The 24,378-nt window shown below is 64.0% G+C and carries 22 protein-coding genes; 9 read left to right on the top strand and 13 right to left on the bottom strand.

Annotation, left to right across the window (positions count from 1 at the left end):
• The first annotated feature begins 176 nt into the window (after positions 1-176).
• Entirely contained in the window at positions 177-1,310 is a 1,134-nt protein-coding gene (locus F758_RS0115515; protein ID WP_024508710.1) for a nitronate monooxygenase, read from the top strand.
• 139 nt (positions 1,311-1,449) lie between these two features.
• Positions 1,450-2,964 (top strand): acetyl-CoA acetyltransferase, encoded by a 1,515-nt coding sequence (locus tag F758_RS0115510; protein ID WP_024508709.1) that lies wholly within the window; start codon positions 1,450-1,452, stop codon positions 2,962-2,964.
• Positions 2,965-3,009: 45 nt separating this feature from the next.
• Here F758_RS0115510 and F758_RS0115505 read toward each other — a convergent pair whose 3' ends face one another.
• The 6 genes from F758_RS0115505 to ltnD form a co-directional block, all read right to left on the bottom strand.
• Positions 3,010-4,212 (bottom strand): efflux RND transporter periplasmic adaptor subunit, encoded by a 1,203-nt coding sequence (locus F758_RS0115505; RefSeq protein WP_024508708.1) that lies wholly within the window; start codon positions 4,210-4,212, stop codon positions 3,010-3,012.
• Positions 4,202-7,381, bottom strand: coding sequence for an efflux RND transporter permease subunit (locus tag F758_RS0115500; protein WP_024508707.1), 3,180 nt, complete (start codon positions 7,379-7,381; stop codon positions 4,202-4,204). The genes F758_RS0115505 and F758_RS0115500 overlap by 11 nt, the downstream gene beginning before the upstream one ends.
• A gap of 215 nt (positions 7,382-7,596) precedes the next feature.
• Positions 7,597-9,288, bottom strand: a complete 1,692-nt coding sequence (locus tag F758_RS0115495; protein WP_024508706.1) for a methyl-accepting chemotaxis protein — start codon at positions 9,286-9,288, stop codon at positions 7,597-7,599.
• Between the two features lie 178 nt (positions 9,289-9,466).
• Positions 9,467-10,741 (bottom strand): 3-oxo-tetronate kinase, encoded by a 1,275-nt coding sequence (gene otnK, locus F758_RS0115490; RefSeq protein ID WP_024508705.1) that lies wholly within the window; start codon positions 10,739-10,741, stop codon positions 9,467-9,469.
• Positions 10,738-11,520 (bottom strand): 2-oxo-tetronate isomerase, encoded by a 783-nt coding sequence (otnI, locus tag F758_RS0115485; protein ID WP_024508704.1) that lies wholly within the window; start codon positions 11,518-11,520, stop codon positions 10,738-10,740. Before otnI ends, otnK begins: the two co-directional genes overlap by 4 nt.
• Positions 11,521-11,542: 22 nt before the next feature.
• Positions 11,543-12,457, bottom strand: coding sequence for an L-threonate dehydrogenase (ltnD, locus tag F758_RS0115480; protein ID WP_024508703.1), 915 nt, complete (start codon positions 12,455-12,457; stop codon positions 11,543-11,545).
• Between the two features lie 97 nt (positions 12,458-12,554).
• Here ltnD and otnC point away from each other — a divergent pair, with 97 nt between their 5' ends.
• Positions 12,555-13,232 (top strand): 3-oxo-tetronate 4-phosphate decarboxylase, encoded by a 678-nt coding sequence (gene otnC, locus F758_RS0115475; protein WP_024508702.1) that lies wholly within the window; start codon positions 12,555-12,557, stop codon positions 13,230-13,232.
• 246 nt (positions 13,233-13,478) lie between these two features.
• Here otnC and F758_RS0115470 read toward each other — a convergent pair whose 3' ends face one another.
• Positions 13,479-14,354 carry a LysR substrate-binding domain-containing protein gene (locus F758_RS0115470; protein ID WP_024508701.1) on the bottom strand — a complete coding sequence of 292 codons (876 nt, stop codon included), beginning with the start codon at positions 14,352-14,354 and terminating at the stop codon, positions 13,479-13,481.
• A 158-nt stretch (positions 14,355-14,512) separates the two neighbouring features.
• Between F758_RS0115470 and F758_RS0115465 the strand changes: the two genes are divergently transcribed.
• From F758_RS0115465 to F758_RS52790, 3 genes are read left to right on the top strand one after another with little or no spacing between them, the layout of a single operon-like run.
• On the top strand, positions 14,513-14,992 hold the full coding sequence (locus tag F758_RS0115465; protein ID WP_157450034.1) for a lipocalin-like domain-containing protein: 480 nt from the start codon (positions 14,513-14,515) through the stop codon (positions 14,990-14,992).
• 57 nt (positions 14,993-15,049) lie between these two features.
• Entirely contained in the window at positions 15,050-15,223 is a 174-nt protein-coding gene (locus tag F758_RS49600) for a hypothetical protein (RefSeq protein ID WP_198026502.1), read from the top strand.
• The gene (locus F758_RS52790) at positions 15,220-15,354 is read left to right on the top strand and encodes a hypothetical protein (RefSeq protein ID WP_283805862.1); all 135 of its coding nucleotides are present in this window, start codon (positions 15,220-15,222) and stop codon (positions 15,352-15,354) included. Before F758_RS49600 ends, F758_RS52790 begins: the two co-directional genes overlap by 4 nt.
• A gap of 58 nt (positions 15,355-15,412) precedes the next feature.
• On the opposite strand, the gene F758_RS0115450 is transcribed toward F758_RS52790, so the two are convergent.
• The 6 genes from F758_RS0115450 to F758_RS0115425 all read right to left on the bottom strand — a co-directional run bounded on the left by F758_RS0115450 (position 15,413) and on the right by F758_RS0115425 (position 20,874).
• Positions 15,413-16,117 carry an ABC transporter ATP-binding protein gene (locus F758_RS0115450; protein WP_024508699.1) on the bottom strand — a complete coding sequence of 235 codons (705 nt, stop codon included), beginning with the start codon at positions 16,115-16,117 and terminating at the stop codon, positions 15,413-15,415.
• Positions 16,101-16,832, bottom strand: a complete 732-nt coding sequence (locus F758_RS0115445; RefSeq protein WP_024508698.1) for an ABC transporter ATP-binding protein — start codon at positions 16,830-16,832, stop codon at positions 16,101-16,103. The genes F758_RS0115450 and F758_RS0115445 overlap by 17 nt, the downstream gene beginning before the upstream one ends.
• On the bottom strand, positions 16,829-17,809 hold the full coding sequence (locus F758_RS0115440) for a branched-chain amino acid ABC transporter permease (protein WP_024508697.1): 981 nt from the start codon (positions 17,807-17,809) through the stop codon (positions 16,829-16,831). The genes F758_RS0115445 and F758_RS0115440 overlap by 4 nt, the downstream gene beginning before the upstream one ends.
• The gene (locus tag F758_RS0115435; RefSeq protein ID WP_024508696.1) at positions 17,809-18,687 is read right to left on the bottom strand and encodes a branched-chain amino acid ABC transporter permease; all 879 of its coding nucleotides are present in this window, start codon (positions 18,685-18,687) and stop codon (positions 17,809-17,811) included. The genes F758_RS0115440 and F758_RS0115435 overlap by 1 nt, the downstream gene beginning before the upstream one ends.
• 21 nt (positions 18,688-18,708) lie before the next feature.
• Positions 18,709-19,959, bottom strand: coding sequence for an ABC transporter substrate-binding protein (locus F758_RS0115430; protein WP_024508695.1), 1,251 nt, complete (start codon positions 19,957-19,959; stop codon positions 18,709-18,711).
• Positions 19,960-20,055: 96 nt separating this feature from the next.
• Positions 20,056-20,874, bottom strand: coding sequence for a putative hydro-lyase (locus F758_RS0115425; protein WP_024508694.1), 819 nt, complete (start codon positions 20,872-20,874; stop codon positions 20,056-20,058).
• 130 nt (positions 20,875-21,004) lie between these two features.
• Here F758_RS0115425 and F758_RS0115420 point away from each other — a divergent pair, with 130 nt between their 5' ends.
• The 3 genes from F758_RS0115420 to F758_RS0115410 all read left to right on the top strand — a co-directional run bounded on the left by F758_RS0115420 (position 21,005) and on the right by F758_RS0115410 (position 24,252).
• Positions 21,005-21,952, top strand: coding sequence for a LysR family transcriptional regulator (locus F758_RS0115420; protein ID WP_024508693.1), 948 nt, complete (start codon positions 21,005-21,007; stop codon positions 21,950-21,952).
• A gap of 108 nt (positions 21,953-22,060) precedes the next feature.
• Positions 22,061-23,311 (top strand): Zn-dependent hydrolase, encoded by a 1,251-nt coding sequence (locus tag F758_RS0115415; RefSeq protein ID WP_024508692.1) that lies wholly within the window; start codon positions 22,061-22,063, stop codon positions 23,309-23,311.
• 29 nt (positions 23,312-23,340) lie between these two features.
• Positions 23,341-24,252, top strand: coding sequence for an NAD(P)-dependent oxidoreductase (locus F758_RS0115410; protein WP_024508691.1), 912 nt, complete (start codon positions 23,341-23,343; stop codon positions 24,250-24,252).
• The last annotated feature ends 126 nt before the right edge of the window (positions 24,253-24,378 follow it).

Below are 24,378 nucleotides of genomic sequence, written 5' to 3'. Positions count from 1 at the left end.
GAGCAACATATTTTGCTGGGCGGAATGCGTGCCGCGCTGCTGCCTAGGCATAGCGTCTACACACAAGTCCGGTGCGCGAAACCGGCTTGGCGCTGGGGCGCGCGATGCGCTAGCGTCTCGCGTCATCTTCAAAACACTACGAGCAGACCGAACCTGCCGCGATGGAGTGAACGCCGATGAAATCGCCGATTTGCGAGATGCTGGGCATCGAATTTCCGCTCGTCGCCTTCAGCCATTGCCGCGACGTGGTGGCCGCCGTCAGTCGTGCTGGCGGGTTTGGCGTGCTCGGCGCGACCGTGCACTCGCCTGAATCGATCGAGCAGGAACTGAGGTGGATCGACGAGCATGTCGACGGCAAACCCTATGGCGTCGACGTGCTGATCCCGGAAAACATCTCCACGGCGGGCGAGAAGCACGTCACCTGGAAGAGCCTGGAGGCGCGCATACCGCAGGCGCATCGCGACTTCACGCGCGACCTCCTGAAGACATACGGCATCGAGCTCGCCACCACCAATGTTGCCGACAATCAGCCGCAGCCCTTCGATGCGGATACGGCCTTGCAGCTTCTTGAAGTCTCGTTCCGCCATCCGATCCGCCTGATCGCGAACGCGCTCGGCCTGCCGCCGAAGGAGATGATCGAGATGGGCAGGAAACACGGCGTGCCGGTGGCCGCGCTGGTCGGCGCCAAGGAACACGCGCTGCGCCAGGTCGCGGCCGGCGTCGACATTCTGGTGGTGCAAGGCACGGAAGCCGGCGGCCATTGCGGCGAGGTGTCCACCATGGTGCTGGTGCCAGAGGTGATCAAGGCGATAAAAAAGGTCCGCGACGTGCCGGTGCTCGCCGCCGGCGGCATCATGACGGGCCGGCAAATGGCGGCCTGCATGGCGATGGGTGCGGCCGGGGTGTGGACCGGCTCGGTGTGGCTGGCGACGCTGGAATCCGAGACCACCGAAATCTTCCGCGAGAAGATGATCGCGGCCTCCTCGCGCGATGCGGTCCGCTCCAAGGGGCGCACGGGAAAACCGGCACGGCAGCTCCGCTCGGTCTGGACCGATGCCTGGGACCGCGGCGAGAACAGCCCGGGCGCGCTGCCGATGCCGCTGCAAAGCATCATCAGCCGCGATGCCTTCAATTCGATCGACCGCGCCGCAGCCGCGGGCAACATGAAAGCGCGCGACCTCGTCAGCTATTTTGTCGGCCAGGGCGTTGGGCTGATCGACAGTGTGAAATCGGCGGGTGCCGTGGTGCAGGAATTCAAGGAAGATTTTCTCGAGGCGATCGAGCATATGAATGCGCTCGTTGCGGAGTAGTCGCCGCCGTCGTTGCGACGTACGGAGCGACGAAACAATCCAGACTATCTCCGCGGACCGCTTCTGGATTGCTTCGCTCCGCTCGCAATGACAGAAGGAAAGAGTACGGCAAGAACAACAGCGTCGTTTCGGAAGTTCGATGAGCAGCCCCCTCCCCCCAGACCGCATTCCCGTCATCGTCGGCATTGGCGAGATCGTCGACCGTCCCAAAGAAATCACCGAAGGCCTCGAGCCGCTCGCGCTGCTGGAACAGGCGCTCAGGCGCGCCGAGGCGGACTCGTGCGTAAAGCTCCTCCACGAAATACAATCTCTCGACGTCGTGAATTTCCTGAGTTGGCGCTATTGCGATCCGGACAAACTGCTCGCCCGGCGTCTGAACATCAATCCAGCGCACTGCTATTATGGCCCGGTCGGCGGCGAGAGCCCGATCCGCTATCTGCACGAGGCGGCGCAGCGCATTGCGCGCGGCGAATGCAGCGTCGCCGCGGTGTGTGGTGCCGAGGCACAATCGACCGCGACGAAAGCCGAGCGCGCCGGCGTCGCCCTGCCCTGGCCCCCGTTCGCGCACGACGCGCCCGAGCCGAAACGCGGCGCGGCGTTTCAGAAGCCGCTTGCGGTGAAGCTCGGCGTATTCCGCCCCGTGAGCGTCTATCCCTTCTATGAGGCGGCCAGCAGCGCGCATTGGGGCCAGACGCCGCGCGCGGCGCTGGCGGAATCCGGCGAGCTATGGTCGCGTTATTCGGCGGTCGCCTCCACCAACCCGAATGCCTGGCTGAAGCGACATTTTGCGCCGGAAGAGATCACCACGCCCTCGCCGGACAACCGGCTGATCGCCTGGCCCTACACCAAGCTGATGGTGGCCAACCCGACCGTGAACATGGGCGCAGCGGTGCTGCTGACCAGCCTCGCCAAGGCGCGCGAAGCCGGCATCGCGGAAGAACACCTGGTCTATCCCATCGGCGGCGCTTTCGCCGAAGAGCCGCGCGACTATCTCATGCGCGACCAGTTCTGCGAGAGCCATGCGCAGAACGCAGTGCTTACCGCCGTGATGGACCTCGCCGGCGGCGATGATGGCCGGGTCTTCGATGCAATCGAGCTCTACAGCTGCTTTCCCTGCGTGCCCAAGATGGCGCGGCGCACGCTCAGGCTCGGGTCCGACGTCAAGCCAACCGTGACCGGCGGGCTCACTTTCTTTGGCGCACCGCTCAACACCTATATGACGCATGCGACCTGCGCGATGGTGCGCAGGATGCGCGAGGGCGCAAAACTCGGGCTGCTCTACGGGCAGGGCGGGTTCGTGACCAAGCATCATGCGCTGGTGCTGTCGCGCGAGTCGCCGCGCATGCCGCTGGCGCAGGAGACCAGCGTGCAGGCCGCGGCGGATAAGAACAACCGCGCCGCGCCGGAGTTCGTCACTGAGGCGTCCGGTAAGGGAGCCGTCGAAAGCTTCACCATGCTCTATGGCCGCAACGGCGAGGTCGAGCATGGCGTGGTGATGCTGCGGACGGAGGCGAATGCGCGCACGCTGGCGCGCGTGCCAGTAAGCGATGACGTGACGCTTAGGCATCTCACCAGCATGGAGCGCAGCCCCGTGGGCTCGCGCGGCGAGATCGCAATGTCCGACGACGGCGTGCCCGAGTGGCGGGTCGGGTGACGCTGCTACACCCTTCTCCCCGCAAGCGGGGCGAGGTGAAGGACCCTACCCCTTCACATCCTGCCGTTCGGACACCTTCGCGGGCTTGGCGTTGGGCGCCGCGGCGCCGGCGATGTGGACCTGGTCGCCTTCGGCGACGCCGTCGGGCGGGGCGACGATGACGCGATCTTCCGTCGACAGGCCCGAGCCGATCTCGATCTCGCGGCCGAGGTCGCGCGCGATGGTCACAGTCTTGAACCGCACCTTGTCGCCAACGCCGACGGTGGCCACGCGCAAGCCCTTCTGGTCGAATATCAATGCGCTCGCCGGAATGTGCAGGGGCACGCTGTCGCGCTGCAGGCTCAGCCTGACGCTGGCATACCCGCCCGGCATCAATTCGCCGTTCGCATTGTCGATGCCGAGCTGCATCCGCGTGGTGCCGGAATTGACATCGACGGACTGCGCGGACGCCTCGACGGTCGCCGGGAAGGTCCGGTTCGGATATTCCGGCACGGTCACCACGGCTTTCGCGCCGATCTTGATCGCCGGCACGTAGTTCTGCGGCACGTTCACATAAAGCCTGAGCCTGGAAACGTCTGATATCACGAACATCGGCAGGCCTCCGCCGCCGCCGGCATTGATCAGCGCGCCGACGTCGGTGTCGCGCGCAGTAACGATGCCGTCAAAAGGTGCGGTGATCTTCTTGTAGCCGGCCAGCACTTCCAGCCGCTCGACATTGGCCTGGGCAGCCTTGACTGCGGCGAGCTTGTTGGAGAGGTCGGCGGTGCGCTCGTCGATCTCCTGCATCGAGACGAAGTTCGAGGCGATCAGCGTCTTGCGGCGGTTCAGCGTCGCCTCCGACAATTTCGCGCTGGCCTCTTGGCTGGCGAGATCGGCGCGCGCCTGCAACAACTGCTGATCGAGGTCGGGCGCCTCGATCTCGGCAATCACTTGCCCCGCCTTTACCTTGGCGCCGATGTCGGCGCTCCAGCCTTTCAGGTAGCCGCTGACGCGGGCGAAGATGGGAGCGCGGGAATAGGCTTCCAGCCGCCCCGGGAGGTCGATCGTCGCGCTCAGGGCCTTTGCATCCGGCTGCACCACGGCGACGGTTGGAATGGCCTGATCGTCGGTCCATTCACGCAGTTTTGCGGCGCTGTCTTCACGCGCCCTGATGCCGGTCACCACCACCAGAACAGCGGCGATGCCGGCGAGACCTGCAAAAATGCCCAACTTCCGGCGAGACACCGGCGTGGTCTGTTCAGTGGGCATGCAGCGTCTCCAATGCGGCGGCGGCGTTGGCGCCTTGTTTCTTGTGTACCATACTAAAGACCACGGGAACAAACATCAGCGTTGCCATGGTGGCGAAGATCAGCCCACCGATGACCGCCCGCCCGAGCGGGGCGTTCTGCTCGCCGCCCTCGCCCAAACTCAGCGCCATCGGCGTCATTCCGATGATCATGGCGAGCGCCGTCATCAAGACGGGACGGAAGCGCACGAAGCCGGCCTCGATCGCAGCCTGGATGGGATCGCCAAGCTCCTCGTACCGCTCACGCGCAAAGCTGATCACCAGGACGCTGTTGGCGGTGGCGACGCCCATGCACATGATGGCACCGGTCAGCGCCGGCACGGACAGCGTGGTGTTGGACGTGAACAGCATCCAGACGATGCCGGCGAGCGCCGACGGCAGCGCGGTGATGATCACGAAGGGATCAGACCAGGACTGGAAGTTCACGACGATCAGCAAGTAGATCAGCACGACGGCGGCGAGCAACCCGAACAACAGCCCGGCAAAGGCGCTATTCATAGTCTGCACCTGGCCGAGCAGCACCACGGAAGACCCCTTCGGCACCTCCTTGGCGGTGTCGGCGATCACGGCCTGCACGTCGGCGGCGATCGCGCCGAGGTCGCGCCCCTGCGATGTCGCGAAGATCTGCACCATCGGCTGGATGTCGTATTGCGAGACCACCGCGCTCGAGGTCGAGCGCTTGATATCGGCGATGCCGCCGAGGATCGGCGGCGTCGAAGTCGAGGCCGCCGTGATCGGCAGGGTCTCGAGCGCACTCAGCGAGTCGATCTGGAATTGCGGCGTCTGCATCACGATGGAATAGGACACGCCGTTGTCGGGGTTGAGATAATAGGTCGGCGCGACCTGCGAGGAGCCGGCAAGATTGACCACGAGGCTGTTGGTGACGTCGCGCTCGGTGAGGCCGACATATTGCGCTCGGGTGCGGTCGACGTCGATGTTGAAGGTCGGATTATCAGGCGACTGCTGGATGCGCGCGTCCGCAATGCCGGGGATATGTCGGATGCGGCTGAGCAGCTTGTTGGCATAGGCGAAGTTGGCATCGAGGTTGGCGCCGCGGATCTGCAGATCGATCGGCGCCGGCGCGCCGAAATTGAGGATCTGGCTGACGATATCGGCGGGAAGAAACGCGAACGTCATGCCCGGAAACTGGCGCGGCAACTGCTCGCGCATGACCCGGACATATTCTTCAGTCGGCCGGTGTCCCTCTTTCAGCTTGATCTGGATGTCGCCGTCCTGCGGACCGATCACGCCGGTGTTGTTGTAGGTCATGTTGATGCCCGAGATCGGCATGCCGATATTATCGGCCAGCGTTTCGATCTCGCTCGGCGGAATGATCTTGCGGATCGCCTTCTGCACATCCGCGAACTGGCCGGCGCTTTCCTCGATGCGGGTGCCGATCTGGGTGCGGACATGCATGAGGATCGAGCCGGAGTCGACGGCCGGAAAGAAGTTGCGGCCGAGATACGGCGTCAGCAGGAACGACAGCCCGACGAAGCCCAGGAAGCCGACGAGGAAGATCGGCCGGTGCTGCATGGCGAGCGTCAACAGGCCACGATAGCCCATGCGGATGCGCTCGAAGCGCGCTTCGAAGCCGCGCTGGAACAGCACCAGCGGGTTGCGCGAAGGTTCCGGCGTGCCGTCGTGATGCTCATGCTTGTGCAAGAGATACTTCGCCATGGTCGGCACCAGCGTGCGCGACAGGATGAACGACCACATCATCGCGAACATCACAGCTTCAGCCATCGGCACGAACAGGAAGCGGGCGACGCCGGTCAGGAAGAACATCGGCACGAACACGATGCAGATGCAGAGCAGCGAGACGAAGGCCGGCGTCACGATCTGGCGGGCGCCGTCCATGATCGCTGGCTCGACGTCCTTGCCCTGTTCCAGGTGCCAGTTGATGTTCTCGATGGTGACGGTGGCGTCGTCGACGAGGATGCCAACGGCGAGCGCCAGGCCGCCCAGCGTCATGATGTTCAGCGTCTCGCCGATCGCCGACAGCATGATGATCGCGCCGAGCACCGAGAGCGGGATCGACACGGCGATGATGATGGTCGAGCGCCAGCTTCCCAGGAACAACAGGATCATCACGCTGGTCAAGAGCGCCGCGATCACGCCTTCAAAGCCGACGCCCGTGACCGCGCTGCGCACGAACACCGACTGGTCGCCGATGAAGCCGATCTTGAGCGCATCGGGCAGTTGATCGCGGACGTCGATCACCTTCTGCTTGATGCCGGCGATGATATCCAGCGTCGAGGTGTAGCCGGCCTTCAGCACCATCATCAGCACGGAGCGGTTGCCGTTGACGTGGACGATGTTGGTCTGGGGCGGATTGCCGTCACGGACGCTCGCGACATCGCGCACATAGACCATGGCGCCGTTGACCGCTTTGATCGGCAGGTCCCCGAGCTCCTCCATCTTCAAAGGCGAGTTGTTGAGCTGGATATTGTATTCGAACCCGCCGATCTTCTGCGTGCCGACCGGGGTAATCAGGTTTTGGGCAGCGAGCGCATTGGCGACGTCCTGGCCGGAGAGGCCGCGGGCTTGCAGCGCCGTCGGGTTGAGGTCGATCTGCACCTGGCGCTGCTTGCCGCCGAACGGATAGGGAATGGCGGCGCCGGGCACCGTGACCAGCGGCGTACGGAGCTGGTTGATGCCGATATCGGCGAGGTTCTGTTCGGTCAGGCCATCGCCGGACAGCGCCACCTGGATGATCGGAACGGTGGAGGCGCTGTAGTTCAGGATCAAGGGCGGGGTGGCGCCCGGTGGCATCTGCTTCAGAAGCGTCTGCGAGATCGCGGTGACCTGCGCGTTGGCGGTGCGGATGTCGACGTTCGGCTGGAAGAAGATCTTGATGATGCCAAAGCCGTTATAGGAATTGGCGACGATATGCTCGATGTCGTTGACCGTGGTCGTCAGCGCCCGCTGGAACGGGGTGGTGATGCGGCCGGCCATCTGGTCCGGCGGCAGGCCGGTGTACTGCCAGACCACGCCGATCACGGGGATGCGGATGTCGGGAAAAATGTCGGTCGGCGTGCGCAGCGCCGCGAGCGGCCCGATGATCAGGAGCAGCAACGCGAGCACGACGAAAGTGTATGGCCGGCTCAGGGCGATGCGGACGATTGCGATCATAGGATAGGCGCTTTCCAGGTGAGGCGGGACCGCGCGGAACCTGCGCCCCCGAACCGCAGGGGATTGATTTACCTCAACCGCGACCGGTTAGCTAAGGCCTGCGCGTAATGGCCGCATTCGCTTCCGCGATATCTGGCGGAGGCGCCTTGACGACCGGCCAAAAGGAAACGGGCCCGTATCACGACGGGCCCGGCCAAATTGCTCCGGCGGTTTGCTCAGGCCGCCCGCACCGAGGTCAGGAACTTCGAGACCTCGTTCTTCAGCCGGCCGGAATCGCCAGACAGCATTTGGGCGGCCGAGAGCACTTGCGAGGAGGCCGATCCGGTCTCGCTCGCCCCGCGCTCGACATCGGCGATGTTCGACGAGACCTGCTGCGTCCCCTGCGCGGCCTGCTGTACGTTGCGGGCGATCTCCTGCGTGGCCGCGCCCTGCTCTTCCACGGCCGCCGCGATGGTCGAGGAGATTTCGGACAGCTTTTCGATTGTACCCGAGATTTCCTTGATCGCGTTCACCGATTCCTGCGTGGCCGCCTGGATGCCCGAGATCTGCTGACCGATCTCGCCGGTGGCTTTCGCAGTCTGCTCGGCGAGCGCCTTGACCTCGGAGGCGACGACCGCGAAGCCGCGACCGGCCTCGCCGGCGCGGGCAGCCTCGATCGTGGCATTGAGCGCCAATAGGTTGGTCTGGCCGGCAATGGTGTTGATCAGCTCGAGGACGTCGCCGATACGGGTCGCTGCCTTGGAGAGCTCACTGACGCGCTCGGTGGTGGTGCGGGCCTGGCCGACGGCATCGCCGGCCATGCGGGCCGATTCCTGCACCTGGCGGCTGATCTCGGTGACGGAGGACGCCATTTCTTCGGTCGCGGAGGCCACCGACTGGACGTTGGTGGAAGCTTCCTCCGAAGCGGAGGCAACGGCGGCGGCGAGCTGCTGCGAGCGCTCGGCGGTGGCCGAGAGCTTGCCGGCGGACGACTCAAGCTGAGAGGACGCCGAGGACACGGTGTTGACGATCTCGCCGATCATCGCCTCGAACTCGCGGGTGATGTTGTCGACGCGGCGTCCGCGCTCGATCTTGGCTTCCGCATCGCGGGCGGCGGCCTCGTCGGCGGCTTTCTTGGCGATCAGGGCTTCCTTGAAGACCTGCAATACATCGGCCATCTGCCCGATCTCGGTCTTCTCGCCACGGTGCGGAATCTCGACCGAGAGGTCGCCGTTGCCGAGCGCCTGCATCGGCGTGACGATCGAGGCGATGCCGCTGGAGACGTCGCGGATCAGATAGACGCTGATGGCGACGCCAAGGACAACTGCAGCGCAGAGGATTGCGGCCAGCATGGCAAAGGCCGAGGCGTAATTCGACGCCGCATCGGCAGCCGCCTTGTCGGCGCCGGTGTTGTTGAGATCGATGTCCTTTTTCAGGAGGCTGTCGGCATCGACACTGATCTTGTTTATCGTCTTGGCGTTCAGCTCATGCGCCTCATGCGGCACGCGGCCCGCTTCCTTGCGGGACAGCGCCCTGACCTCCGCAGCCCCTTTTTTGTAGCTATCCCAGCTCTGCGCCCATTCATTGTACAGCGCCCGTTCTTCGGGCGAGGTGATCAGGGGTTCGTAGGTCTGCCGGATCTTGGTGTTGTTCTCGAGAATGTCGGCGAGCCACTTTTCGACCGCGTCCTTCTCCTCAACCGTCTCAGCCAGCAGATGCTCGCGCATCACGTTGCGGTAGTTGATGACGCCGGCGCGCAGCTCGCCAAGAGCGCGCACGCTCGGCAGCCAGCTGGTCGTGATATCGACGGTGTTGGCATTGATCGACCTCATGCTTTGGACCGCAAGCAGTCCCATGCCGGTCATCGCGACGAGCAGGAACGCGACGACCGCAATGATCTTCGCGCGGATCGAGTACTTGGCGAGCATGATCTAATTCTCTCGTTTTTTGACCGCGCTGCGCGGCCAATGGTGATGCTTAAAAACGGCAGACTCGGCAAATGCCTGCCCAACAGAGCCGAGGCGCCCTTCACTTTGCGTAAACGGCGTGCTCCGTATGACTACTGAAAAGCTAAAGAAATGAATTAAGGACTAAATTCCCGTGCGCTTAGCGCATGAGCCTAAGCGCGTCGGCGAAAAATTCAGGGCCGCCGAAATTGCCTGACTTCAAGGCAAGCAGCATGGCGCCTTCCTTGGTGCCGACTGCGCGCAAAACAGGCACACCGGCGGCAATCTCGTCGCCGACGAGGAAGCCTGGTATACGCAAGCGGTCGACCACGGCACCCGATGTTTCGCCGCCAGCGACCACCAGGCGACGAACGCCGGCTTGCACCAGCCCTTCGGCGATGTCCGCCATGGCTTCCTCGATAGCGTGGCCCGCGGCATCGCGACCGTAACGTGCCTGCACCGCGGCTACTCGATCAGGCGTTGCGCTACTCGCGATGAGGAACGGGCCTTTGCCGAGACGCTCGCCGGCCCAGGCCAGCGCGCGCCGGGCCTCGCCCTTGCCTTTCATCGCCTGCTCGGGATCGAGATGCAGCACCGGCATGATCGCTTCAGCCCTGGCGATCTGACCGAGCGTTGCCTGCGAGCAACTGCCGGCAAGACACGCCGCCGGCCCGCCGACCGGCGCCATGGCGTCGGCATGTGAGGCATTTTGCCGCCCGGTTGCGGCAACCAGCGCCCGCGCCAGACCTAGTCCGATACCGGAGGCACCGACCGACAGCCGATGGTCGAGGGCGACGGTGCCGATGGTCTCGAGATCGCGGTCAAACACCGCATCGATGATCGCGGCTCCAAATCCGTCCGCCGCAAGCGCGGCAACGCGCGCGTGCACCGCCTCCGCCCCGCGCGTCACGGTGGCGAGTTCGATCAGCCCGATCCTGGTCTTGCTCTGGCGAGCCAGCACCCGCACCAGGTTGGAATCATGCATCGGGTTGAGCGGATGATCCTTGAGCGGGCTCTCGTTCAGCGGCACCGATCCCACGAACAGGTTGCCCTGGTAGACGGTGCGGCCGGTTTCGGGAAAAGCGGGCGTCACCAGGACGAGCTTCTCGCCGCAATCGTCGCGCAGCGCATCCATCACAGGGCCGATATTGCCCTTGTCGGTGGAATCGAAGGTCGAGCAGATCTTGAACAACACGTGGCGGGCGCCGCGCCCGCGCAGCCATTTTTCCGCCTCGCGCGAGCGGGCGACCGCAAGGGAGGCCTCGATGGAGCGGCTTTTCAGCGACACCACCACCGCATCGATCTCCGGCAACGCGAGATCGCCGGCGGGCACGCCGATGGTCTGCACCGTGCGCAGGCCCGCGCGCGTCAGCGTATTGGCGAGATCGGATGCGCCGGTATAGTCGTCGGCGATACAGCCGAGCTTTAACGTCACGGCTTTACTCCAGCATAGGGCTTGAACCAGGCGAGACCATCGGTGGTCTTGCCGCGCGGATTATATTCGCAGCCGACAAAGCCGGCGTAGCCGAGCCGGTCGAGTTCCGCGAACAGGAAGGGATAGTTCAACTCCTCGCCGTCGGGCTCGTGGCGGGAGGGGATGCTGGCGATCTGGATGTGACCGATAATCGGCATCATCTCGCGCAGCCGCATGGTGACATCGCCGTGAATGATCTGGCAGTGATAGATGTCGAACTGGAGCTTCAGGTTGGGGATGGCGAGCTCGCCGATCAGGTCGCGGGCGAAGGCGAAGTCGTTGAGGAAGTAGCCGGGCACATTGCGCGGGTTGATCGGCTCGATCACCACATCCAGCCCATGCGGCTGGAAAAACTCCGCAGCCCAAATGACCGATCTGCGGAACGCCGCGACTGCATTCGCATCCTTGCGATCGGCGATCCCAGCCATCAGATGCAGTCGCTTGACACCAGTCGCTTTGACGTAAGGCAGCGCCATCTGAAGGCTCTGCTGCAGGTCGGCGAAACGGTCGGGCAGCGCCGCAAAGCCCTTTTCGCCAGCATCCCAATTGCCGGGCGGCAGGTTGAACAACGCCTGGGTCAGGCCGTTGCGGCGCAACCGCTCGCCGACGTCCTCGGCGGGATATTCGTACGGAAACAGGAATTCCACCGCGGTGAAGCCGCATTGGGCCGCCGCCTCGAAACGATCGAGAAACGGCACTTCGTTGAACATCATCGTGAGATTGGCGGCGAAACGGGGCATGTGCTGTCCTCTTCTCTTCTCGCTAGCCCGCCTCACCGGGCAATTTGGCGCCGCTGATCTTCGCATACATCCGGGCCACCGACGCGTCATCGTCGCGGCCCATACCGGACGCCGATGTCATCAGGAACATCTGCAGCGCGGCGGCCGCGACGGGCACCGGAAAGCGCGCCGAGCGCGCCATGTCCTGGATGATGCCGAGGTCCTTGACAAAGATCTCAACAGCGCTGCGCGGCGTGTAATCGCCGTCCAGCACATGCGGCATCCTGTTCTCGAACATCCAGGAATTGCCAGCAGAGGCCGTGATCACCTCGTAGACCTTGCGGATGTCGAGGCCCTGCTTGGCGGCAAAGGCCATCGCCTCGGAGGCCGCCGCAATATGCACGCCGGCCAGCAGCTGGTTGATCATCTTGAAGGCGGCGCCCTGGCCGGCCGCATCGCCGAGCTCGTAGACCTTTGCCGCCATCGCATCCAGCGCGGGTCGGGCCTTGGCGAAGGCGGCGGGACTGCCGGAGGCCAGCACGGTGAGTTCGCCCTGGGCGGCACGCTGCGCGCCGCCCGAAATCGGCGCATCGAGATAATGCCGCCCCGTTGCCTCCAATTGCCTGGCGAGCCGCCGCGCTATGTCGGGATCCATCGTGGCGGAGGAGATGAACACGGCATCCTTGGCCAAGGTTTCGGCGACGCCGCTTTCGCCGAACAGAATGGTTTCGGTCTGCGCCGCATTGACGACCACGCTCACCACGATATCCGCGGTCTTGGCGGCCTCGGCCGGTGTCTTGGCCCCCTTTCCGCCCTCCTTGACGAACCGCGCCACGCTTTCGGCCGCGACATCGCAGCCGGTAACCTCGAAGCCGGCCCGCTTGAGCGAGGTCGCCATGCCGAACCCCATCGAGCCGAGCCCGATCACGGCCATTTTCGGTTTGTCAGCTTGCGGCATGCGGCAACTTTCCTTCGCGTTTCCGTTTTATTGAGCTTTCTCTCTGCCTATCACGGCTTGGCCGTGCTGCCAAAGCGTGAGACAAGGCGGAATAGGGATGGCCGCCATGAGCGAAACAAAAAGCGAAACAAAGATCCGCGAGGACATCTGCCGTTTCGGACGCTCGCTGTTCGAGCGCGGGCTGACGCCAGGTTCCTCCGGTAATATCAGCGTGAAGCTGGACGATGGCGGCTATCTGGTGACGCCGACCAATGCCTCACTCGGTTTTCTCGATCCGGCCAAGCTGTCGCGGCTCGATGCGAGCGGAAAGTTGCTCTCGGGCGATGCGCCGACCAAGGAAGTGCCGCTGCACAGCGCGCTGTATCAGACCCGCGGCGCGGCGCGGGCCGTGGTGCATCTGCACTCGACCCATTCGGTGGCGCTCTCGATGCTGCCTGACATCGATCCGCGCGCCGCGCTGCCGCCCATGACAGCCTATTACCTGATGCGCTGCGGGGCGACCGCGCTCGTGCCCTATTACCGGCCCGGCGATCCGGCGGTGGCCGATGCGATCAAGGGTCTCGCGGGACAATATTCCTCAGTGCTGCTCGCCAATCACGGCCCGGTGGTCGCGGGCGATACGCTGGAATCGGCGGTATTTGCCACCGAGGAGCTGGAAGAGACCGCAAAACTCCATCTGCTGTTGCGGGGGCTGAACCCGCGCTATTTGTCGCCGGAGCAGATTGCGGATCTCGTCAAGACGTTCGGGTTAAAGCTGCCCGAGCACGGGCACTGAACCGTGGGATGGGTAGAGCGCAGCCAAAGCCATCACCCCGAAAGGTGAGCAAAACGATGGATATCGCTTCGCTCCACCCATCTACGATAGCTAACTTGTAGGGTGGACAAAGGCGCGCATGCGCCGTGCCCACCAAGACGTCAGGTAAGTGGTGGGCACGCTTCCGCCTTTGCTCTTCGAGCTACGGCGGACAGGTCGCTTTGCCGACCCTACGATACGATAAGCAAACGCAATCCCATTGCCGCGTCACGATCGCAGCTTCCCCGCCATCGTCTCGACAATGACGGACCTGAGCGACGTCAATGTGGGATCAAGCGCGCGACCGCCGTCGTGAAGGCAGACCGGGAGCGCAGGCTCTGCAACTGCCGGCAAATCGGCGGTGAGCACGTTCAGTGACGCGGGAAGCCCGACGGCGGTTCGCAGCGTAATGCCGAGCCCGGCTTCGACCGCGGCCCAGAGGCCATGCAGGCTTGGGCTCGTGAACGCAATGCGCCAGGGCAGAGCAGCCTTATCGAGCGCGGCCAGCGCGCGCTGGCGGAAGAAGCAAGGCGGCTCATACATCGCAAGCGGAATCGGCTCGCCCCGCACCCAGACCGGTTTAGATACCGCCGGACCGATCCACGCCAACGGCAGCGGCGCCAATACGTGCGCATCGCTGCGCGTGCCGTTGCCGATCGCGAGCACCAGATCCAACTCGCCATTGTCCAGGCGCTCCAGCAGCCGGCGATTGCGATCCACGACCGCCTCGATCCGCACCGCGGGATGTGCGCGCTTGAAGCGCCCCAGCGCCATCGGCAGCCACGTCTCCGCAAAATCGGCAGGCAGGCCGAAACGCACCTGCCCGTCGATCGCGCGCCCGCGAATGGCGGCAACGGCTTCATCGTTGAGATCGAGGATGCGCCGCGCATAGGCGAGCACGACCTCTCCCGCGTCGGTCAACACCAGCCGACGTCCCTGCTTGTGAAACAGCGGCTCGCCGACCTGCTCCTCGATCTTGCGGATCTGCTGACTAACCGCTGATTGGGAACGGCCGATATGATCGGCCGCCCGGTTGAAGCTGCCGAGTTCCTGGGCGGTCACCAGCGTTCGCAGCACATCCATGTCCAGATTGATACGAAGCATTGTTCGGTTTCTTGAATTTTAGATATCAGAATTATCGTATTTTCTTATGTATTCACAGGCCTATGTTCCGGCGCACCGAGTTTCTCCGCCAAATCGTCCGCTTCGGGAGCGTCCACGTCATGAAATTCACAACCACCCTGCAGGCCGGCGTCATCAGCATGGTCCTGCTGATCACGGCCCCCGCCTCATCCGCATTGCGCGCGGATTCGCCTCCGGCCGCCTTTCCGCTCGCGGGGACCTGGACCCTGCTTGCCGCGGACGTCCTGCACGCCGACGGAACGCGAACGCGCGATTACGGTGCCGCGCCGAAAGGACTGCTGCTGATCGATGCAGCCGGCCACTACTCGCTGCAGATCTTCAAATCAGAACGGCCGCGCTTCGCCGCAGGCGACAAGCTCGCGGGCACAGATGCCGAGTACAAGGCCGCCGTCCTCGGCTCCAGCACGCATTACGGCACCATCGCCCTCGATGCGGCGGGCGGCGCGCTCACGTTCAAGATCGACGCCGCATCCTTTCCCAACTGGGAAGGCAACACGCAGACCCGGCACTATGAGTTGAAAGGCGACGAGCTGAGTTATCGCGTGCCTGCCCGGCCGGACGGAAACACGCCTATCTCGGTCTGGCGACGTCTGAACTAGACCTGCGACACGCCGCCTTTCCCGTACGCGCCGGTGCGATGTCCTGGAGACCAATCCATGCGTATCGTTGATATCCGGGAGCGCACGATCGCGCTGTCCCGCTACGCCGATCCCGCGATTCCGTCAGGTGGTCTCACCACCAGCCTGGTTGCGGTGGTTACCGACGTTGTGCGCGCGGGCAAACCGGTGGTGGGTTCCGCGGCTCGTCGCATCTCGCCGTCGATGCGATGAACAGCTACGACCGCGATCGCGAGATCGTCGACGGCTGCGTCGACCTCCCGCAGGCGCCGGGTATCGGCTTCGAACTGCACGACGAGGCGTGGGGCGAGTTTCGCAAACTGTTCGACGACGACTGGCGGTGACGTCGCCTCAAGCGTCGTCATAGCTGCGCATGTCACGGCCGCCGGCAGGACAAGCGCGTCACAATCCCAAATACGCCTTGCGCACGTCCGGGTTCACCTTGATCTCGGCAGCGGGACCATCCATCAGCACGCGGCCAGTCTGCAGGATGTAGGCGCGGTCGGCGATTTCGAGACACTCGGCCATGCGCTGCTCGACGATCAGCACGGTCATGCCGGCGTCGCGGATGCGTTTCACTGCGGCAAAGATCTCATCGACCAGTTTCGGCATGATGCCCTGAGAGGGCTCGTCCAGCATCAGCAGCCGCGGCCGCGTCATCAGCGCGCGCCCGATCGCCAGCATCTGCTGCTCGCCACCGGAGAGCGTCTCAGCCCGCTGCTCCAGCCGCTCGGACAGCCGCGGAAACAGCTTGAACACCAGATCCAGCGGCCCCTCGCGATCGCTTTGGGAGCGATAGAGATAGCTGCCGAGCCGCAGATTGTCGCGCACCGAGAGGCGCGGAAACAGCCGGCGGTTTTCCGGCACATAGGCGATGCCGCGCGCGGTGATCAGATGCTGCGCCAGCCCATCGATCCGGTTGCCGTCGAAGCTGACGCTGCCGGAGCGCGGGCGCTCGGCGCCAGCGATCGACTTGAGCAAGGTCGACTTGCCGGCGCCGTTCGCACCCGCCACGCAAACGATCTCGCCCTGCTCCACCTCGATGCTGACGGAAGAGATGGCAACCAGCCCCTGATAAGCGGTGGTGACTTCACGCACCGACAGCATGACGGTCCCCGAGATAGGCGGTGATGACTTTGGGATCGCGAACGACGTCGGCAGGCTTGCCTTGGACCAGCACCTTGCCGAGATCGAGCACGATGGCGCGGTCGACCAGCGGCATCACGATTTCCATGACGTGCTCCACCATTAAGACGGTGATGCCGGTATCGCGCACGCGCCGCACCAGCTCCACGCCGGTCTGCGCCTCCGTGGGCGTGAGCCCGGTCAAGACTTCGTCGAGCAGCAGCAGCTTCGGCTGGGTGGCGAGTGCACGCGCGACCTCCAGCCTGCGCTTTTCCGCCGGCACCAGATCGGAGGCGAGCACGTGGGCGCGGGCGGCGAGGCCCGCGAACTCCAACACCTCATACGCCTTGCGCCGCGCCTCGCGCATCACGGTGGTGCGCACCAGCGCACCGACAATGACATTGTCGATCACGCTCATGGTCTCGAAACTCTTGACCACCTGGAAGGTGCGCCCCACACCGCGCTGGCAGCGCTCGGCTGCGGGGAGCGCGGTGACATCCTCGCCGTCGAACCAGATCGAGCCTTCAGTCGGCCGGAACACGCCGGCGATCAGGTTGAACAGCGTCGACTTGCCGGCGCCGTTGGGACCGATCAGGCCGACGATCTCGCCGCGCCCGACCGAAATGGACACATCGCTGTTCGCCACCAGCCCGCTGAAGCGCTGGGTGATGTTACGAGTCTCCAGCAGCGCCGTCATCGCGCGGGCACCTTCTTAGCTCGCGAGAACAGGCTGACCAGACCTTGCGGCCGCGCCAGCGAGATCGCCACGATCAGCGAGCCATAGACGATGAGGTCGACGCCGCGCCCCGACCCGCCGATATAGGAACGCGTAAGTTCGGTGAGCGGGATGAGGATCACGGCCCCGAGCAGCGGCCCCCAGAGGGTGCCGATGCCGCCGAGCACGGCCGGCAGCGCCATGAGAAGCGAGAACTGGAAGCCCATGACGCTTTCCGGATCGATATAGGACACGAACTGCGCATAGAAACTGCCGCCGATTGCGGTGAGGAATGCCGAGACCGCAGCCGCGCCCATCTTGGAATTGAACACCACGACACCAAGGCTTTCAGCGGCTTCCGGATTGTCCTTCACCGCGCGCCACCAATAGCCCCATTTGGAATCCTCCAGCCACCAGGTCACGAACCAGGCGATGGCCGCGAGCACCAGCGCGAAATAGAAATAAGGCAGCTTGCTGCGGGTGAACTGGAAGGTGAGCCAGCTATCGCGGCGGATCGGAATGTCGATGCCGAGCGCCGCGCCCGCCCAGTCCCAGTTCTGGAACAAGAGCAGCGCGATCTCGGCGATCACGATGGTGGCGATGACGAAATAATGCCCGCGCAGGCGGAAGCAGGGATAGCCAAGCGCCATTGCGATCAGCGCGGACAATACGCCGCCCGACAGCATGCCGAACCACGGCAGGATGCCGAACTTCATGAACATCAGCGCCGTGGTGTAGGCGCCAAGCCCGAAATAGAGCGCGTGCCCGAGCGAGATCTGGCCGCAATAGCCCGACAGGATGTTCCAGCTTTGCGACAGCGCCGCATACATCAGGGTCAGCACCATGATGTTCTGGACGTAGACGTCCTTCACGAACAATGGCGCCAGCGCAGCAAGCAGGGCCAAGACGGCGGCGACGATCAGCTCGCGGCGGCGACGGCTGGCAAAATCCTTATCCATCAGATCGACCCGAACAGGCCGCGCGGCCGAATGAAGACCACAAGGAGGTAGACGGCGTAGATGCCGACCGACTTCAGCGAGGGCGGCAGGAGCAACGCGGTGGTCGCTTCGACCAGGCCGACGAGGATGCCGCCGGCGAAGGCGCCGAACACGCTGCCGAAACCGCCGAGCGCCACCGTCACGTAGGCGATCAGCGCAAAGGAGGCGCCGACATCGGGATAGATATAGAAGAATATCGCCATGATGGCGCCGGCGAGTCCCACCAGCGCACCGCCAAGTCCCCAACCGAGCGCGAACACACGGTTCTTGTCGATGCCAACCAGCGCCACGGCGCCCGCGTCTTCACGGGTTGCTTCCAGCGCGCGGCCGAAATCGGTGCGGTGAATGAAGAAGTAGAGCGCGACAAAGGCCGCGATCGCCACCAGCGCGCCCACGAGCTGCGGTTCGGGCAGGAAAATGCCCGCAACCGAAACGGTCTTGCCGCCGAGCCAGGAGTGATTGATGCTGCGATAGTCCGGCGTAAAGAAGAACTGCGCCAGACCGCGCATGACGATCGCAAGACCGAAGGTCGAGAAGATCTGCACCATGCCGGCATTGGCCTTCGCCCGCACCGCAAAGCGCACTATCAGCAGATAGATCACCGCACCGAACACGAACAGCGCGGCTGCGACCAGCGGCGCCGATAGCAGCGGATCGAGCGCGAAGTACGCAAACAGGAAGAAGGTCGCGTACATCGCGATCATCAGAAATTCGCCATGGGCGAAATTCACCACGTCCATCAGGCCGAAGATGAGGGCGAGCCCTACGGCAATCAGGCCGTAGAGCAAGCCCATCAACAGGCCGCTGGCGAGGCTTTGGATAATGGTTTCGGCGGTCACGCCCCCTGCCTCGCTCGCTGTTTACTTCGCCGGCATCGGCCAGACGGACTCGGACACCGCCACCTGCGCCGGCGCGACGGTCACGAACTTGCCGCCCAGATACTGCAGCAGCACCGGATCGGCATCGTTGTTCTGGCCCATCTCGTCATATTTGACCCGCTTCCAGGGCATGATGGTGACGTCGCCCGGCATGTCGGTCGCCACCAGCGCTTCCCGGATCTTGTCGCCATCGGTGGACTTGGCGCGGTTGATCGCCTCCGCCATCAGGATCAGGCCCATAAACTGGCGCGAGGTGTAGTCGTTGAAGTCCTTGCCGGAACGCGCCTTGAACATCTCGTTGATCAGGCCGACCATCGGCCGCTTCTCGGCGAGGTCGAGCGAGAAACTGCCGCGCGAGATGACGCCTTCCAGTTTGTCGCCCACGGCATCGTATAGCGCCTTTTCGGAGAAGCCGGCATCCTGCGCCATGATGTTCTTCGGCTTGTAGCCGAGTTCGGCCATGGTCTTGACCAGGAGGATGGCATCGGTGGTGTAGCTCGAGGGCATCAGTACGTCGGCGTCGGCCGCCTTGAGCTGCTGTACCTCGGCGGTCAGCGACGGCGAATTGGCGCGATATTTGATGTCGGCCACGATCTTGTAGCCGCGTTCGCTCGCCAGCTTGGTCTGCGCGTTGGCGGAATCGGTACCGAAGATCGTGTCTTCGTGGAACAACGCCAGCGTCTCGATCTTCTGGCCGTTCTTGCGCAGGTCGTCGAAGAAATCGAACATCGCCTTCGAGAACATCTCGTCATGCGGCGAGGCACGGAAATAGAATTTCAGGCCGCGGCGATGCAGGCTCGGCGAGGAATTGTCGGCCGATAGGAACGGAATCTGGTAACGCTCGCAGGTCTGGCTGACGGTGACCGCAACCGCGCTCTGATAGGTGCCGACGATGGCGCAGACCTTCTCCTGTGTGATCAGGCGTTCGGTTTCGGCGCGGCCCTTCTGCGGATCGGCCTGGTGGTCGGCGAACACCAGCTTGACCTTGGCGCCGCCGAGGCCCGGCAATCCCTCGCCCTTGGCGAGCGGCAGTTTGAAATCATAGTCCTTGTTGATGATGTCGGCCGCGGTCTCGAAGGCCTTCTGCGCGTCCACGCCGATCTGGGCGCTGGAGCCGGACAACGGATAGATCACGCCGATCGCAACTTCCGAAGCCTCTGCGCGGGCTGCGATCGGGCCGAGCGCGGCGGCTGCACTGGCTCCAAGCAACAGATTACGGCGGCTGATCTTCATCACTTCATCCCCTGTTTATGCCCCGGTTTTTGCGGCAGCTAAATGTAACGGTTGGCGGCCGCCGTAAAGCCTCAAGAAACGGCAGTCCCCTGCCCATTAGAGCACGGCCAGATGTCTGTTCTGCAAGTCCGTCACCAGCATGAGCCCCGGCGCGTGCGTGATAGCAAACGGCACCTTGGCCGCAGCGATCACCGCTTGCGGCGTGACGCCGCAGGCCCAGAACACCGGAATCTCGTCCGCTTCGACCGGCACCGGATCGCCGTAATCGGGTTTCGCAATATCCTTGATCCCGATCAGGTGCGGATGGCCGAGGTGAACCGGCGCGCCGTGCACGGCCGGAAAGCGCGAGGTGATCTGCACCGCACGTATCGCATCCGCGGGCTTGAACGGACGCATCGAGACCACCATGGGGCCCGCGAACGGCCCGGCGGACGCGCAGGCGATGTTGGTGCGGTACATCGGCACGCGCACATCGCGCTCGATGTGCTTGATCGGCAGCCCTTCCGCGAGCAGCGCCTCTTCAAACGAGAAGGAGCAGCCGAGCACGAAGGCGACGAGGTCGTCGCGCCAATGCGCCGTGATGTCGGTCGGCTCCTCGACCACCTCGCCGTCGCGCCAGACGCGATAGCGCGGCACATCGGTGCGGATGTCCAGGTCGGCGCCGAGCGCGGGAATGCGGGGATTGCCGACATCCGACATGCCGATGATCGGGCACGGCTTCGGATTGAGCTGGCAGAAGCGATGAAAGGCGGAAGCGAACTTTTCCGGCAGGATGGCCAGGTTGCCCTGCACATAGCCATTGGCAACGCCGGCGGTGCTGCCGTCCTTGCCGGCGCGATAGGCGCGTCGTGCTTCGACGCTTGGAAGAATCTTCTCCTCGCCGCGGAATTGCTGCCCTGCCGCAAAAACAGTCATCGGAGCGACCTGCCTAATATCTCGACATGCTCACTCAATCCCAATCGTGCTATAAAGTCTAATCGTCGTTTTTGATCATGATCGATAAATCGAATTTATCAGTCGTGGCAAGCATCTTAGGCGGATTCCGATGCTGGATTTCAGGTCGATCGAGACGTTTCTGTGGGTGGTCAAACTCGGCAGTTTTCGCGGCGCCGCCCAGCGACTCAACACGACTCAGCCCGCAATTTCCCAACGCATCGCCCAGCTCGAACGCGAAATGGGGGTGAAGCTCTTGAACCGGGACCACCGCGTCGCCTCACCCACCCCGAGCGGCCGGCAGATGATGGTCTACGCCGAAAAGCTGATCGGGCTGCGCTCGGAAATGCTGGCGGAGGTCGGCGAGCGCACCGCGATGCGCGGCGTGCTCCGGCTCGGTGTCGCAGAAACCATCGTGCACACCTGGCTGCCCCGCCTGATCAAGAGTCTCAACACCGCCTACCCGAACCTGCTCCTGGAAATCGAGGTCGATATCACGCCGAATTTAAGCGCACGGCTGCTCAACCAGGAGATTGAGCTGGCTTTCGTGGTGGGACCCCTGTCAGGCTCCGGTGTCCACAATCGCGTGCTCTGCGATTACCCGATCAGCTTTCTTGCCAGCCCTTCGCTCGGGATCGGCGACGGCCCGATCACGCGGGCGGAACTCGCGCGATTTCCGCTGATCACCTTCCCGCGGAAGACCCAGCCCTATGAGGCCGTGCGCGCGGTGTTTAACCGGCCCGACCTGCCGCCGATCCGGCTGCACGCCAGCACCTCGCTGTCGACCGTGATCCACATGGCGATCGAGGGGCTCGGCATTGCCGTGATTCCGGCGGCGATCGTGGAGAGCGAGCTCGCCGACGGACGGCTGCAATTGCTCAACACCGATCTGGAGATGGAGCGCCTGACCTTCACTGCAAGCTGGCTCGCCTCCCCCGATGTCGTCGCGGTCGAGCGCGTGGCCGATCTCGCCGGCCAGATCGCGCATGCAGGCATGTCGGTTGATGCCGCCCTGGCCCCGAGTCATGTGACCGCTTCTATGCGATGGCGATCTGGTTGAGATCGCCATCGCACTCAAGATTCTCTTTTTAAGCATGATCTTTTCGGAAAACCGGTTCCCACCTTTTCGGATCATGCTCTTGAACAACGCCGTTCAAAGGAAGTCAGCATGAGCCGAGCCGCAACCAACCTGCAGATCGATTCCGCCCGCCTGTGGGAAACGATTCACGAAACCGCGAAGTTCGGCGGCACGCCCAAGGGCGGCGTGCGGCGCTTGACGCTCTCGGCCGAAGACAAGCAGGTGCGCGACTGGTTTCGCAAGGCCTGCGAGGCCGCCGGCCTTGAGGTAAAGATCGACGCGCTTGGCTCGATGTTCGCGCTGCGCAAGGGCCGCGACATGAGCAAACTTCCGATCGGGCTCGGCTCGCATCTCGATACCCAGCCTACGGGAGGCAAATATGATGGCGTTCTCGGCACATTGGCGGCGCTCGAAGTCGTGCGCACGCTCAACGATGCCGGGATCGAGACGGACGCGCCGATCTGCATCGTCAACTGGACCAACGAGGAAGGCTCGCGCTTTGCGCCGGCCATGATGGCGTCGGCCGCTTATGTCGGCGACTTCACGACCGACGATATTCTGTCGCGCAAGGACGCCGAGGGCGTCACGGTGGGAGAAGCGCTCGATCGCATCGGCTATCGCGGCGACCTCCCGGTCGGCGGCCAGAAGCTCGGCAGCTTCGTCGAGCTGCATATCGAGCAGGGCCCGATCCTGGAAACGGAGAACAAGACCATCGGCGTGGTCGATTCGGGCCAGGGTGTGCTCTGGTACGATGGCAAGATCACCGGCTTCGAGAGCCATGCCGGCTCGACACCGATGCCACTGCGCCGTGATGCGCTCGCGACGCTATCGGAAATCGTGCTTGCCGTGGAGGCCATCGCGAAAAAGCATGGGCCCAACGCCGTCGGCACGATCGGGGAAGCGGTGATCGCAAACCCCTCGCGCAATGTGATCCCGGGCGAGATCGCCTTCACGGCCGATCTGCGCAGCTCGGATGATGCCATCATGAACGCGCTCGACCGCGACTTTCGTGCGGCTGCGGCCGAGATCGCCCAAAAGCGCAAGGTCGAGGTCGGCCTCGAGCTGATCTGGCGCAAGCCGCCGACCCGTTTCGACGCGAGGCTCGTCGATGCCGTCGAGCATGCCGCCAAATCGCTCGGCTATTCCAACCGCCGTATCACCTCGGGTGCCGGTCACGACGCCTGCAATCTCAACACCAGGATTCCGACCGCCATGGTGTTCGTGCCGTGCAAGGACGGCATCAGCCACAATGAGCTGGAGGACGCGACGCAGGCCGATTGCGCCGCGGGTGCCAATGTGCTGCTGCACACGGTGCTTGCGCTCAGCGGCGTTGGCTCCTGACCTCAACCATCGAGCAGCGGAGAATCATCGTGCGCGGAGTCTTTGTCGATGCCAACGAATCGCTGGCCATCATCTTCGAGCGGCTGCAGCAGTCCGGCGATCCCAAGGTGCGGATCAACCGCAACCCCGATTTGAGACCGGACGAGTGGCCGCAAGTGCTTGATGGCGCCGAAATCGCCGTCGTCGACCACACGCCGCTGCCGACCGAGATCGCGAGGAAATGCACCGGGCTGGAGCATGTCGTGTTCCTCGGCACCGGCGCGCGCAGCTACATGAATCCGGAAGAGCTCGCCGAGCTCGGTATATCGGTGCATCTGATCAAGGGCTATGGCGACACCGCGGTCGCCGAATGCACTATCGCCTTGATGTGGGCGTCGGCCCGCGTGATCGCGCTGATGGACCGCGAGATGCGCGCAGGGCAATGGCTGCGCGAGGACGGCATGCAGCTCACCGGCAAGACGCTGGGACTGATCGGCTTTGGCGGCATCGCCGCGGAAGTCGCGCGCATCGCGTCCGGCTCCGGCATGCGCGTGATCGCCTGGAACCGCACGCCGAGAAGCCATGCAGGCGTCGAGTTCGTTTCGCTGGAGAAACTGCTCGCTGACAGCCACGTGGTGTCGCTGCATCTCTTGCTCAATGACGAGACCCGCGGCTTCCTCTCGCGCGAACGCATCGCGGCGATGCGACCGGGCGTCATCCTCATCAACACCGCCCGCGGCGCGCTAGTCGATGAGGCCGCAATGATCGACGCGCTGAAGTCGGGCCATATCCGCCACGCGGGGCTCGACGTGTTCAACATCGAACCGCTGCCGGCGGATCACCCGCTGACCGAATTGCCCAACGTGACGCTCTCGGCCCATTCCGCCTTCCGGACGCCCGAGGCGAGCGAGAATCTGATCGCTGCGGCCTGGGAGCATTGCCGGCGAGTGGCGAAGGGATAGCGCGAACGTCACGCTCTCTCTTCCGTCATGCTCGGGCTTGTCCCGGGCATCCACGCCTTCAAACCCGGAGGCTTGTGGATGGCCGGGACAAGGCCCGGCCATGCGATGAGAGTAGTGGTTGGTGCA

This window comes from Bradyrhizobium sp. ARR65 (assembly GCF_000472385.1).
Taxonomy (GTDB): domain Bacteria; phylum Pseudomonadota; class Alphaproteobacteria; order Rhizobiales; family Xanthobacteraceae; genus Bradyrhizobium.
This window is presented reverse-complemented; position numbering and strand designations above follow the sequence as displayed.